We start from the raw sequence: 13,285 nt of genomic DNA on the forward strand, positions 1-13,285 counted from the left end.
ATCCCATGGCCAAGCCGTTGCTCGACATGTCAGCCGCGCGCGTTTTCTTCGACGGCATCTTCACCAGCCCGCGCGTCGCGCATCCGGAGGGCGTGGCCGTTCACCGCGATGGCTCGATCTGGTGTGGCACCGAAACCGGCGACCTGCTGCGGCTGGCCGCCGATGGCGGCTCGGTCGAGCGCATGGGCGGCACCGACGGTTTTCTGCTCGGCATCGCTTTCGACAGCGCGGGAAACTGCTTTGCCTGCGACCTCAGGCATGCCGCGATTTTCCGCTGGGATGCCGCGACAGCGCGCATGGAGCGCTTCGCGTCGGCCGGCATTCGCGTGCCGAACTACCCCATCGTCGACGAGGCGAGGGGTTGGCTCTTCGTTTCGGACAGCGTTGGCCAGGACAATCGCTCGGGCATCTTCCGCTACGATCTCAAGACGGGCGAGGGCGGCCTGTGGTGCCGGGAGGCGATGTCGTTCGCCAACGGCATGGCGATGGCGCCGGACGGCAACGGCCTCTATGTCGTGGAAAGCGACGCACCCTGCATCAGCTATGTGCCGATCCTTGCTGACGGATCGGCGGGGGCTCGTGAGATCGTCGTCGAAGGCGTGCACAATGTTCCGGACGGAGTGGCCTTTGCGCCTGACGGCTCATTGTTCATCTCATGTTATGAGCCCAGCCGTATTTATCGCTGGCAAAAGGACAAAGGTCTCGAAGTGCTGATCGAGGATCCCGCCGCAACCACGCTGGCGCACCCCACCAACATCGCCTTCAAGGGCGACAAGCTCTATACCGCCAATCTGGGTCGCTGGCATATTACCGAGATCGACTTGAGCCTTCTCCAGCAAGGGAAGTAGCATTTCGCAGAAGGTCAACTCGTCGGGCGAAAGGGTTTTGCCAGCGAGGCCGGGAAGTGCAGGGCCAGCATCTGGCGGTTTCGTGAGATCAGCACCAGAACGATGATGGTGGCGAGATACGGCAGGGCCGAGAGCAGTTCGGATGGCACGTCCAGCCCCAGCGCCTGACCTTGCAACTGAAGGATCGTCATCCCGCCGAACAGCCACGCGCCAAGCAGGATGCGCAGCGGCCGCCAGGTGGCGAAGACCACCAGCGCAAGCGCGATCCAACCCTTGCCGGCAGTCATGTTCTCGACCCAGAGCGGCGTGTAGGCGACCGACAAATAGGCGCCTGCCAGGCCTGCCATCAGCCCGCCGAACAGCACGGCCATGTAGCGGATCCTGATCACGGGGTAGCCGATCGCATGCGACGTCTGCGGCGACTCGCCGATCGTGCGCAACACCAGGCCAGCCTTGGTCCGATAGAGAAACCAACTGATGGCGACGAACATCAGCAGGGCCAGATAGACCATCGGATCGAAGCGGAACAGTAGCGGACCGATCAGTGGCAGATCGGACAGAACGGGGATGTCGAGGCGGCGCAGTGCCTCGATCGGCTCGCTGCCGAAGCCGCGCCCGAGGAAGGCGGAGACGCCCGAACCGAAGATCGCCAGCGCCAGGCCGGCTGCATATTGATTGGTCAGGAACGTCAGCGCCAGAACGCCGAACAGCAGCGAGGCGGCCGCACCCGCCAACGCGCCGGCCAGGATCGCCACAGGCATCGGATAGCCCGCGGTGACGGCCCAGAATGCCAATGCGGCGCCCATCAGCATCATGCCTTCGATGCCGAGATTGAGGACACCCGACTTCTCCACCACGAGCTCGCCGAGCGCGGCGAATATCAGCGGTGTGGCGGCAATGACGGTGCCGGTGAAGATGGCGATGAACAGATCCATCAGGCTGTCTCCCGCACGACCCGAAACCCGCTCATCGTGCCGTCTCCGGCGCATGCGTGTCCCGGACGGGTCGCACCAGTCGAACGCGATAGAAGATGAAGAAGTCGGCGGCGAGCAGGAAGAACAGCAGGATGCCCTGGAAGATCCGCGTCAGGGCCGAAGGCAGTCCGAGCGTCATCTGCACACCTTCGCCGCCGAGGAAAAGCAGCGACATCAACAGCCCGCCAAGCACGATGCCGAACGCGTTCAGCCGTCCGACGAACGCAACGATGATGGCCGCGAAGCCGTAGCCTGGCGAAATCTGAGGCGAGAGCTGCCCGAGCGGCCCGGCGGCTTCCGCCATGCCGGCAATGCCGGCCGCGGCACCTCCCGCCAGCAGTCCGATCCAGACCGCAGCCGATTCGCGAAAGCCGGCATAGCGGGCGGCAAGCGGTGCAGCCCCGCTCACCGACATCTTGTAGCCGAGAAAGCTGCGGTCGGTGAACAGCCACATCAGGAGCACGGCGACGACTGTGATGAAGATCGACGGGTTGAGCCGATAGGCGGGGTCAAAGGATTCGAACAGGGCCGCCGTCGGCAGAAGTGCCGTCTGCGGATAGTTGAAGCCGGCCGGATCGCGCCACGGTCCGTGCACGAGATAGGACAGGAACAGCGTCGCGATATAGGTCATCATCAGCGTGACCAGGATCTCGTTGGTGTTCATGCGGGCGCGCAGAAAGGCGGGGATTGCCGCCCAGGCCATGCCGGCGCCCATGCCGGCGATGAACATCAGCGGCAACAGCAGCACGCTTTCGGGGTTCGGCCAGAAAAGCCCCACGCCGCCGGCCGCGATTGCCCCCATGGTGAACTGGCCCTCGGCGCCGATATTCCAGACATTGGCGCGGAAGCCGACCGCCAGCCCGCAAGCGATGAGGATCAGCGGCGAGGCCTTGAGCAGCCATTCGGACAGGCCGTTCATGGAAGAGAGCGGCTCGATGAAGAAGGCATGGAGGGTCGCCAGCGGATCATGTCCGAGGGAGGCGAAGAAAATCGATCCGACGACGACGGTCAACAGGGTCGCCAGTGCCGGCGCGGCGACGCGCATCAGCGAGGAGGGCTCCGGCCTTTGTTCAATCCTGAAGCGCATTGTTGCCACCCCCATTTGCCAATGCGCCGTCGCTCATGCCGCGGCCCGTCATCAGAAGTCCGATCTCCTCGCGATCGGTCGTCTTGCGCGCCAGCGGTGGGGAAACCTTCCCTTGGCAAATGACCAGCAGCCGGTCGCAGATCTCGAACAACTCGTCGAGTTCCTCGGAGACGACGAGCACCGCCGCGCCGGCGCGGCTGAGATCGACGATGGTCTGCCGGATGAAGGCGCTCGCGCCGACGTCAACCCCCCAGGTCGGCTGAGACACCAGGAGGAGCTTCGGCTGGAGCGCGATCTCACGCCCGACGATGAATTTCTGCAGATTGCCGCCGGACAGGCTTTGCGCGGTCGCCTGCGGCCCGTTGGCCTTGACCTTGAACCTATCGATTATGCCGGCGGCGAACGCCTTGGCCCGGCGCCGGTCGACCAGCCCGTTGCGCACCGTGCCGAAGCGGTGCGCGGTCAGCACCGCATTCTCCCACAGCGTGTGCGAGGGCACGGCGCCGCGCCCGAGCCGCTCTTCGGGAACGAAGGCGACGCCGAGCTTGCGGCGCTGGTGCGGGCGAAGGCGGGCTGCGCCGGTTCCGCAAATCCGGATGGCGTCGCTGCGCTCATGCGTGCGCTCGCCGCTGAGCAAGGCGATCAGCTCGGCCTGGCCATTGCCGGAAACCCCGGCCAGGCCGACAATCTCGCCGCCATGCACCTTGAAAGAAATGTCCTTCAGGTCGACGCCGAAATGATCCCGGGACTTCACCGTAAGTCTGTTGACCTCGAGCACCGGTCTGTCGCTTGGCGTCGGCGGGCCGACATGCATTTCAGGCAGCTTCGAACCCACCATCATGCGGGCAAGCTCCAGCGACGTCGTCTCCTTCGGACGCGCGGTACCGGTGACCTTGCCGTTGCGCAGCACGGTGGCGGTGTCGCAGAGCTCCTGGACCTCATCGAGCTTGTGGCTGATATAGACGATGCTGCAGCCCTCGGCGGCAAGTTGGCGGAGCGTCTCGAACAGCTTCACCACCGCCTGCGGCGTCAGTACCGAGGTCGGCTCGTCGAGGATCAGCAGTTTCGGCCCCTGCAGCAGGCAGCGCACGATCTCGACGCGCTGGCGCTCGCCGACCGACAGGTCGTGCACCTGGCGATGCGGGTCGATGGGCATGCCGTAGCGACGTGACAGATCGCGGATCTTGTCGGCGAGCGAAGGCAGGTCGTATGCGCTGCTTGCCGAGAGCGCTATGTTCTCGACCACCGAAACGGATTCGAACAGCGCGAAATGCTGATAGACCATTTCGATGCCGAGTGCGCGCGACATCGCCGGGGTGTGCGTGGCGATCGGATTGCCGTCGCAAAAGATCTCGCCGGAATCGGCTTGCGTCGCCCCATAGATGATTTTCATCAGGGTGGATTTGCCGGCGCCGTTTTCGCCCAGCACGGCATGGATCTCGCCGGGTTGAATCGACAGCGACACATCGTCATTGGCGACGACGCCGGGATAACGCTTGCAGATGTTGCGCAGTTCTAGTCGCGGATGCATGGCGGGTCCTGCCGTGGCGTGAAGCGAGGTTGGACGGGAACCAGGCAAGGAGACGCCGAAGATATGGACTTGGGCGTCTCCCGGCACTTTTACGGCGATCAGCTCAGCCTGCCGATCATCCCCTTCACGAACCAGTTCATGCCGCGAATGTCGTCATCGGCCAGAACCGAACCGGCGGCAACCTTGACGTTGCCGTCCTGATCCTTCAGCTCCCCGGCGTAGGGATGAAGCTTGCCGCTGCCGATGTCGGCCTCGAGCTGCTTGAGCTTGGCGCGCGCATCGGCGGGGATACCCTCATTGTAGGGGGCCATTTTCACCACCCCGGCCGCCAATCCGTCCCAGCGTACTTCCGGCTTCCAGGTACCGGCGGCCACGGCCTTGGCTGCGCCGACATAGTCGCTGGTCCAATCGAGAACGAAAGAGGTCAGCTGCTTGCCCGAGGCGAATTTCGACATGTCGCTGGCATAGCCGATCGACCAGGCGCCACCTTCGCCGGCGACCTGTACGCCGGTCGCGGTGTCCGTCATCGAGCAGACCACGTCGCAGCCTTGAGAGATCAGCGTCTTGGCCGCCTCCTTCTCCTTGCCCGGGTCGAACCAGGAATTCAGGAAGATGGTGTTGCAGGTCGCGTTTGGATTGACGCTCTGCGCGCCAAGCAGCAGCGCATTTGCCGGACCGACGATGTCGGGGATCGGAAAGCCGCCGATGAAACCGATCTTGCCCGATTTGGACATGTAGCCGCCCGCCGCGCCGGCGACGAAGGTGCCTTCGTAATATTTCGCTTCGAAGGTTCCCAGATTGGCTAGGTGGACGATGCCTGAGCAGTGTTCGAACGCCACCTTGGGAAAGCGCGGCGCCACCTTCTGCATCGGCGTTCCATGCGAAAAGCTTGTGCCGAAGATCAGCCTGTTGCCGGCGCTGGCCAGTTCGCGGAAGACCCGCTCGGCGTCCTGCGGCATGAAGATGTTGTCGATGACGGTGAGCTCGACCTTGTCGCCGAATTCGGCCTTGATGGCCTCGACGCCGAGGCTGTGCTGCTTGGTCCAGCCGATCTCGGCGACCGGCGAGACGTAGACGGCACCGATCTTCAGCACCTCCTGCGCCTGTGCGATGGTGCTCAGCGCTCCCGCGCCAAGAGCCGCGCCGGCCGCGCCGCTGTGTTTCAGGAATTCACGTCTCGTCAGTTTCTTCATGATGGTAGCCCTCTGTTGGTCTTTTTTGTTGATGCCCGGCTTGTCGGTGCCCGGTCTGTTCTGGGGATATGGAGGTGGAGATGCGTTGCCGCGTCGCCGCCGCCGGATGCATTCGACAATCTTCGCAGCGGCACAGTCGCGCCGTCGGCCTTGCCGTCGAGATAGGGTGCCAGCGCTTCGGCAGGCGTCATCTCTGGAAACACTGCGCGATCCATGATGTACCCGCGCACCACCGCGCGGTGGTGGGTGTCGATCAGGTCCATGGCCGGTTTCAGCCGGCCCTTCTCCAGCAGGTCGACGACCCGCGAGTGGTCGTCCAGTAGATTGCAATAGTCGAAATCGGCTGAAATGAGGGAGCGCAGCAGCGTCGTGCGGCGCACCAGCTGCGCGTGGATTTCCTGCATGACCTTGTTGCGGCTGAGGCGTACGAATACGGTATGGAACTCTTGGCCAAGCACGTCGGCCAGCGCATCGTTGCCCGCGGCAACAGCTTGGCGCTGGCGCTCGACATGCTGGCGCAGTTCGGCCCAGCCGGCCGGCCCAAGGCGATCGCTGAGCTGTGCTGCGACGCCCTGTTCGACGAGCGTCAACGCGTCGTAGATCTCCATCGCCTCCTGCATGCTCGGCTTGGCGACGAAGGCACCGCGGTTGCGTTCGATCTGGGCCAGCCCGTCATCGGCGAGCCGGATCAGGGCCTGGCGCACCACGATGCGGCTCACGTTGAATATTTCGGAGAGTTCGCGTTCGCCGAGCTTGCAGCCGGGCACGAGGCGATGGTCGATGATGGCGCGGGTCAGCGTATCCGCGATGGTCTGGGAACGGCTGCTCAAGGCATGGTTCTCCGCCATTTCGACGACATGATCAGCGGGCTTTCGTGATGGCGACATGCCTCGTCAGGACATGACATATCCCAGGTTCAGCTTTCTCATATCGGAATTCAATCATCATAATCTGTCAACACAAAAAAGGATTTTGCACGACAAAAAAATGTTGATTGGTATCCAATCTTGTGGTTTCGTCATCCCGAAACGTCGGGCTAGGTTCATGGTGAAGGGCTAGCCGAGTTGGGAGGGAAGCCGATGGCAACCCGTTGCGTTGACCGCGAGCTTTTGAACGACTGGCACATCGTCGCGGATCAGGAATCGCTAAGCCAGGATACGCGGTTTGCCACATGCCTGCTTGGGGTCGCTCTCTCCGTTCACAAGTGTTCAAACAAGATCGAAGTCGTTCGCAGCGATACGGGCGCCACGCTGAAAAGCGCCCAGCGTTATGGCTTCATCTGGACCTGCCTGGACAAGCCCTGGCGCGACATCATCTATATCCCTGAGGCCAATGAGGCAGACCGGCATCTGGTCAGCGGCGGTTCGATCGCGGTCAAGGTGTCGGGCCTCCGCGCGGTCGAGAATTTTCTCGATATGGGGCATTTCCCCTTCATTCATACCGGCTGGCTCGGCGAGGAGCCGCATACCGAGGTCGCGCCCTACAAGGTTGAGATCACAGCGCAGGACGAGGTGCTGGCGACCGAATGCAAATTCTATCAGCCGGTGGCTTCGCCGACCGCCAAGGAAGGCTTTGTCGTCGACTACATCTACAAGGTGATTCGGCCCTACACGGTGGCTCTCTACAAGAGCAACCCGATCCAGAAGGACCGGCTCGACGTCATTACCCTGTTCGTGCAGCCGGTGGACGAGGAAAACTGCATCGCGCATCCTTACCTCTGCTATCTTAAGGAAGGCATGGAGGCGGCAACGGTGCGCAGCTTCATGCAATTGATCTTCGCCCAGGACAAACCGATCCTGGAGAACCAGGTACCTAAGCGCCTGCCGCTCGATCCGCGTGCCGAGACCCCGATCCGTGCCGATGCCGTGTCGGTTTCCTACCGGCGCTGGTTGCGTGATCGGGCCGTCACCTATGGCGCGATACCGGCACAAGCCTGATGACGTCTGGGGGCATCCAAAGGATAAAACGATGACAAAATGCTCGGATCCCGTGATCCTCAATCTCTGGCATCCCGTAGGGGCGATCGCCGAGACCGTTCCCGGCGGTGTCCAGGACACCATTCTGCTCGAGGAGCGGCTCAGCTTCGCGGTCGACGTGGATGGTGAGCCCGTCGTCTGGCGCTCACGTCCCGATGTACAAGGAGTTGATCGTATTCCAGCCGCCGACAGGCTGCCGGCAAGAAGCGCCTACGGCTATGTCTGGACTTCGCTCGGCTCGCCACCGGCCGAGCTGTTTCCGATCCCGGAATATGAAGAGCCGGACCGCCGCAAGCTCAACGCGGCCACGTTTGGCGTCAACGTCTCGGCACCGCGCGCCATCGAGAACTTTCTCGACATGGGTCACTTTCCCTATGTGCATACCGACATATTGGGCGTCGAGCCGCACACTGAGGTCAAGGAATACGACGTCGAGATCTCGGTAGATCGTGACGAGATCCTGGCCACGCGCTGCCGCTTCTTCCAGCCGATGGCTTCGACCGCTTCCGGTGGCGGCGCCGACGTGGACTATGTCTATCGCGTGCCGCATCCCTATTGCTCCGTGCTCTACAAATCGAGCCCGGTCGACGAGGCACGGCGCGACGTCATCGCCATCTTCCTGCAGCCGGTCGACCAGGAGCACGTGCGCGCCCACATGCTGCTTTGCGTGCTCGACGAAGACAACGAAGACAAGGTGATCAAGCGCTTTCAGCAGACGATCTTCGGCCAGGACAAGCCGATCCTGGAAAACCAGGTGCCCAAACGCCTGCCGCTCGATCCGCGCGCCGAAACGCCCATCCGGGCCGACAAGTCGGCCATCGCCTACCGGCGCTGGCTCAGTCAGAAGGGCGTGACCTACGGTGTCATTCCGGTTGCGGCCTGACGAGATTCTTGGAGACGATTGATGTTGGAAGAAGCCAGAAGCCAGTGGCATCCGATCGCCGCTTCCCATGATTTGCCGTACCGCCACGTTTTCCATGGTCAATTGCTCGGCCGGGAATTCGCCGTCTGGCGTGCCGATGACGGCTACGTCAACATCTGGGAAAACCGCTGCCTGCATCGCGGCGTCAGGCTGTCGATTGGCATCAATGACGGGCGCGAGCTGAAGTGCCAATATCACGGCTGGCGTTATTCGAACCGCACCGCCGGCTGCACCTACATTCCAGCGCATCCTGCCGACGCGCCGGCCCGCACCATCACCAACCGCACCTTCCCCGGGGTCGAGCGCTACGGCTTGGTCTGGTCCTCCGAGGAGCCTCGCGGCGAGGTGCCGGATGTTGCCGCGCTGACCGAAGGCAAGCTGCTCGCCTTGCGCGGCATCGCGGTCAACGCGCCGGCCGACAAGGTCGTCGAAAGGCTGAAGGCCTATCGCTTTCAGCCCAACGCAGCGATCGAAGGCGAGGGCGCGGAAACCATCATCGAGGCCGCGCGGGATTTTGCCGTGGCGCTGCACTCGCGCGATGGTGGTGCCGAGACGCGCGGCGTGTTCTTCGTGCAGCCGGTTGATTCAAACCGTTCGGTGATCCGTGGCGTGCTCGATCAGGAGGCCGAAGGGGCCACCCGCATCGCCATCCTGCGCCACCACAATGAGCGGCTTTCCAAGCTGCGCGACGAGGTCGAGCGCGACGTCGCGAACGCACCGGCGCCCGCGCCGATCGAGCCGATCTACGAAAGGGTGTCGGCCGAACTCGCCGAAATGCCCGAGGTGACCGCGCATGGCCGCAAGGCGGCGCTGCGCGTCAGCGTGGCCAGGAAATGGCAGGCGGCCGACGGCGTTGCCGGTTTCGAGCTCCGCCCGATCAAGGGCATCCTGCCGACGTTCCAGCCTGGGGCCCATATCGACGTCCATATGCCCAATGGCGAGATCAGGCAGTATTCGATCACCAACGGCCCTGGTGAAACCGACAGCTTCATCATCGGCGTCAAGCTGGAGCGGGATTCGAAGGGCGGCTCCAAATGCATGCATGAGACAGTCCGCGAGGGCGACGTGCTGGCGATCTCCGAGCCGCGCAACAATTTCCCGCTGCGCCGTGACGCGATCAAGACGCTGTTCGTCGCCGGCGGCATCGGCATCACGCCGCTGCTCGCAATGGCGCAGGCGCTGAAGAACCAGGAGCTGGCGCACGAGCTGCACTATTTTGCGCAAGGGGAGGAACACCTCGCTTTCGCCGATCGGCTGAAGCATCTCGGCGATGCGCTGAAGCCGCATCTCGGGCTGTCGCCGGACGCGACCGGCGCCGAGCTTCGGGGGATTCTCGCCGGTTACCGGGACGGCATGCATCTCTACATCTGCGGTCCCGGACCGATGCTGGAAGCCGCCCGCAAGATCGCCGCCGAGCAGGGCTGGCCGGATACCGCCATCCATTTCGAATATTTCAAGAACACCAACAAGATCGACGACAGTTCGAGCTTCGAAGTAGCGCTGGCGCGCTCCTGCGTCACGCTGCAGGTGCCGGGCGGCAAGACGATCATGCAGGTCATGCGCGAGAATGGCATCGATGTTCCGTCGTCCTGCGAGCAGGGCGCATGCGGTACCTGCGTCGCGACAGTGATCGAGGGCGAGCCGGACCATCAGGACGTCTACCTCAACGATGCCGAGCGCAAGGCCGGAACCAGGATCATGACCTGCGTCTCGCGCGCCAAATCGGCACGCCTCGTGCTCGACGTTTAGGAACTCCCGATGATCACGCTTTACGATTACGAACTTTCGGGCAACTGCTACAAGCTGCGGCTGCTGATGAGTTTTCTCGGCATCGACTACAAGACAGTGCCGGTCGACTTCTACCCCGGCCGCGAACACAAGTCGGAATGGTTCCTGAAGCTCAATCCGCTCGGCCAACTGCCGGTTATCGAGGATGAAGGGCTGATCCTGCGCGACGCCCAGGCGATCCTGGTCTACCTCGCGTCGAAATACGATCCGTCGGGCACATGGTATCCCCGGAACAGACCGGCCCTGCTCGGCGAGATCAGCCAGTGGCTGGCCTTCGCCGACGGCATCACTTCGACGGCGTCGGCCGCCCGCCTGCACGACGCGCTGTTCTACGATTTCGACATCGATGCCGCACGCGCCGGCGCGCACCGGCTGTTCCGTATCCTCGACGAGCATCTGTGGTTCGGCGAGCAGCAGGGCCGCGGCTGGATCTGCTCGGCCGATCATCCGACCATCGCCGATATTGCCTGCTTTCCCTACATCATGCTGTCGGAGGAGGGCGGCATTACGCGCCAGGACTATCCCGCCATCCGGCGTTGGTGCGATCGTGTCAAACGCATCAAAGGCTTTACCGTGATGTCGGGCGTGTTCCCGGCGGGGCCGGCCAAGGCCGCATGATTTCTATCGCAACGCCGGGCGATCGGTCGTCCCGGCAAGCAAGTTTGGGAGAAAGAAATGAAAACCCGCGCCGCTGTTGCCGTTGCTGCCGGAAAGCCGCTTGAGATCATGGAGGTCGACCTTGACGGCCCGCGCGAGGGCGAGGTGCTGGTCGAGATCAAGGCGACCGGCATCTGCCACACCGACGAGTTCACGCTGTCGGGTGCCGATCCCGAGGGCCTGTTTCCCGCCATTCTCGGCCATGAGGGCGCCGGCGTGGTGGTCGATGTCGGCAAGGGCGTCACCTCGGTCAAAAAGGGCGACCATGTGATCCCGCTCTATACGCCCGAATGCCGGCAGTGCCCGTCGTGTTTGTCGCGCAAGACCAATCTGTGCACCGCCATCCGCGCCACGCAGGGGCAAGGCCTGATGCCGGACGGCACCTCGCGCTTCTCGATCGGGGGCGAAAAATTGTTTCACTATATGGGCTGCTCGACCTTCTCCAACTTTACGGTGCTGCCGGAGATCGCCGTTGCCAAAGTCAATCCCGACGCGCCCTTCGACAAGATCTGCTACATCGGCTGCGGGGTGACCACCGGCGTGGGCGCGGTCATCAACACCGCCAAGGTCGAGCAAGGCGCGACCGCGGTGGTCTTCGGCCTCGGCGGCATCGGGCTCAACGTCATCCAGGGCCTGAAACTTGCCGGCGCCGACATGATCATCGGCGTCGATCTCAACAACGACAGACGAGCCTGGGGCGAGCGCTTCGGCATGACGCATTTCGTCAATCCGAAGGAGATCGACGGCGACATCGTTCCCCATCTCGTCAACATGACCAAGCGCGGCGCCGACCAGATCGGCGGCGCCGACTATACGTTCGACTGCACCGGCAACACCAAGGTGATGCGCCAGGCGCTGGAGGCTTCGCATCGCGGCTGGGGCAAGTCGGTGGTCATCGGTGTGGCGGGCGCCGGCCAGGAGATCTCGACGCGGCCCTTCCAGCTGGTCACCGGGCGGACCTGGATGGGCACCGCCTTCGGCGGCGCGCGCGGCCGCACCGACGTGCCCAGGATCGTCGACTGGTACATGGACGGCAAGATCGAGATCGACCCGATGATCACCCACACGCTGAAGCTCGAGGACATCAACAAGGGTTTCGACCTCATGCATGAGGGCAAGTCGATCAGGAGTGTCGTGGTTTACTGAGGGCGGCCCACACGCCGCGGGCCCGAGGACATCCCCGCTTGGACCGACAGGAGCCCTGTCGGCTTGAGAAGGCGGGCCACAGAAATGCCCGGACTTTTCGCTACCTCCAGCCTCCCGGCCAGGTCGGCGTGTTCCCAAAGTCCGGCGTCGACCGGCGGCGTGACCAAGGTGCACCTCGGTTACGCCGCCGGTGCTGTTTGCAGGGCTGAAGGTTGCGGGTGCGGCGGCCGGCAGCTATGTCGGACGGAAAGGTCATGACGAAAAGGCAGAGTTGATGAAAGTCGTTTCCACGTCCAAGTCGCATGGCGGCGTCCAGGGTGTTTATTCGCACGCTTCAGAGGTCTGCGCCTGCGACATGACCTTTGCCGTCTTCGTGCCGCCGCAGGTCAACGATGGGCCGGTGCCGGTGCTGTGGTATCTTTCGGGTCTCACCTGCACCCATGCCAATGTCATGGACAAGGGCGAGTACCGGCGCCTGGCGGCCGAGCTTGGCCTCATCGTGGTCTGCCCCGACACCAGCCCGCGCGGTGCCGATGTGCCGGACGAGAAGGATAATTGGCAGTTCGGCTGCGGCGCCGGTTTCTATGTCGATGCGACGCAGCAGCCTTACGCCAGGAACTACCGTATGTATTCCTACGTCCTCGACGAGCTGCCGGGATTGATCGCCGCGAACTTCCCTGCCGACACGGCGCGCCAGGGCATATCGGGTCATTCGATGGGCGGACACGGCGCGTTGACGATCGCGCTGAAGAACCCCGACCGCTTCAGGAGTTGCTCGGCCTTCGCGCCGATCGTTCAGCCGACGACCGCTGGCTGGTCGCGGCCTGCGCTCGAGAAATATCTCGGCGCCGACGACAGGGACTGGCGCGCCTATGACGCCACGCTGCTTATCGAGGACGGCCGCCGTTTTGGCGAGTTCCTGGTTGACCAGGGCACGGCCGATGGGTTCCTTGACGAAGGCCTCCGTCCGTGGCTGCTGGATGAAGCCTGCAAGAAGGCCGGCATCGACCTCACCTTGCGCATGCAGGAAGGCTACGATCATTCCTACAACTTCATCTCGACCTTCATGGACGATCACCTGAAGTGGCACGCCGCGCGGCTAGGCTGAAGAACCGCCGGGCATTATCAGCGGTAGGACCTGTGCATCGGCGAAGGCGACATAG

12 protein-coding genes are annotated in these 13,285 nt (G+C 63.3%); 7 read left to right on the forward strand and 5 right to left on the reverse strand.

Features of this window, described 5'->3' with window-relative positions; translation table 11 throughout:
* The first annotated feature begins 5 nt into the window (after positions 1-5).
* Positions 6-848, forward strand: a complete 843-nt coding sequence (locus tag FJ942_RS00535; protein WP_140555648.1) for an SMP-30/gluconolactonase/LRE family protein — start codon at positions 6-8, stop codon at positions 846-848.
* A gap of 14 nt (positions 849-862) precedes the next feature.
* Here FJ942_RS00535 and FJ942_RS00540 read toward each other — a convergent pair whose 3' ends face one another.
* The 5 genes from FJ942_RS00540 to FJ942_RS00560 all read right to left on the reverse strand — a co-directional run bounded on the left by FJ942_RS00540 (position 863) and on the right by FJ942_RS00560 (position 6,463).
* Positions 863-1,783 carry an ABC transporter permease gene (locus tag FJ942_RS00540; RefSeq protein WP_140515241.1) on the reverse strand — a complete coding sequence of 307 codons (921 nt, stop codon included), beginning with the start codon at positions 1,781-1,783 and terminating at the stop codon, positions 863-865.
* Positions 1,784-1,814: 31 nt separating this feature from the next.
* Positions 1,815-2,909 (reverse strand): ABC transporter permease, encoded by a 1,095-nt coding sequence (locus FJ942_RS00545; RefSeq protein ID WP_140897066.1) that lies wholly within the window; start codon positions 2,907-2,909, stop codon positions 1,815-1,817.
* A complete protein-coding gene (locus FJ942_RS00550) occupies positions 2,893-4,440 on the reverse strand; it encodes an ABC transporter ATP-binding protein (RefSeq protein WP_140555645.1) in 1,548 nt (515 codons plus the stop codon). Before FJ942_RS00550 ends, FJ942_RS00545 begins: the two co-directional genes overlap by 17 nt.
* A gap of 98 nt (positions 4,441-4,538) precedes the next feature.
* Positions 4,539-5,633 (reverse strand): BMP family ABC transporter substrate-binding protein, encoded by a 1,095-nt coding sequence (locus tag FJ942_RS00555; RefSeq protein WP_140555643.1) that lies wholly within the window; start codon positions 5,631-5,633, stop codon positions 4,539-4,541.
* Positions 5,630-6,463 (reverse strand): GntR family transcriptional regulator, encoded by an 834-nt coding sequence (locus tag FJ942_RS00560; RefSeq protein ID WP_140497518.1) that lies wholly within the window; start codon positions 6,461-6,463, stop codon positions 5,630-5,632. Before FJ942_RS00560 ends, FJ942_RS00555 begins: the two co-directional genes overlap by 4 nt.
* Positions 6,464-6,712: 249 nt before the next feature.
* Between FJ942_RS00560 and FJ942_RS00565 the strand changes: the two genes are divergently transcribed.
* From FJ942_RS00565 to fghA, 6 genes are all read left to right on the forward strand, one after another.
* On the forward strand, positions 6,713-7,570 hold the full coding sequence (locus tag FJ942_RS00565; protein ID WP_140497520.1) for an aromatic ring-hydroxylating dioxygenase subunit alpha: 858 nt from the start codon (positions 6,713-6,715) through the stop codon (positions 7,568-7,570).
* A gap of 31 nt (positions 7,571-7,601) precedes the next feature.
* The gene (locus tag FJ942_RS00570; protein ID WP_140561634.1) at positions 7,602-8,492 is read left to right on the forward strand and encodes an aromatic ring-hydroxylating dioxygenase subunit alpha; all 891 of its coding nucleotides are present in this window, start codon (positions 7,602-7,604) and stop codon (positions 8,490-8,492) included.
* Between the two features lie 21 nt (positions 8,493-8,513).
* Positions 8,514-10,280, forward strand: coding sequence for a Rieske 2Fe-2S domain-containing protein (locus FJ942_RS00575; RefSeq protein ID WP_140561633.1), 1,767 nt, complete (start codon positions 8,514-8,516; stop codon positions 10,278-10,280).
* 9 nt (positions 10,281-10,289) lie between these two features.
* A complete protein-coding gene (locus tag FJ942_RS00580) occupies positions 10,290-10,937 on the forward strand; it encodes a glutathione S-transferase (RefSeq protein WP_140497527.1) in 648 nt (215 codons plus the stop codon).
* Between the two features lie 57 nt (positions 10,938-10,994).
* Positions 10,995-12,122: an S-(hydroxymethyl)glutathione dehydrogenase/class III alcohol dehydrogenase gene (locus tag FJ942_RS00585; protein ID WP_140497529.1), complete on the forward strand. Its 1,128-nt coding sequence runs from the start codon at positions 10,995-10,997 to the stop codon at positions 12,120-12,122.
* A gap of 274 nt (positions 12,123-12,396) precedes the next feature.
* Entirely contained in the window at positions 12,397-13,230 is an 834-nt protein-coding gene (fghA, locus tag FJ942_RS00590) for an S-formylglutathione hydrolase (RefSeq protein WP_140562365.1), read from the forward strand.
* The last annotated feature ends 55 nt before the right edge of the window (positions 13,231-13,285 follow it).

The sequence above is a fragment of the Mesorhizobium sp. B2-4-2 genome (genome assembly GCF_006442845.1).
Lineage (GTDB): Bacteria > Pseudomonadota > Alphaproteobacteria > Rhizobiales > Rhizobiaceae > Mesorhizobium.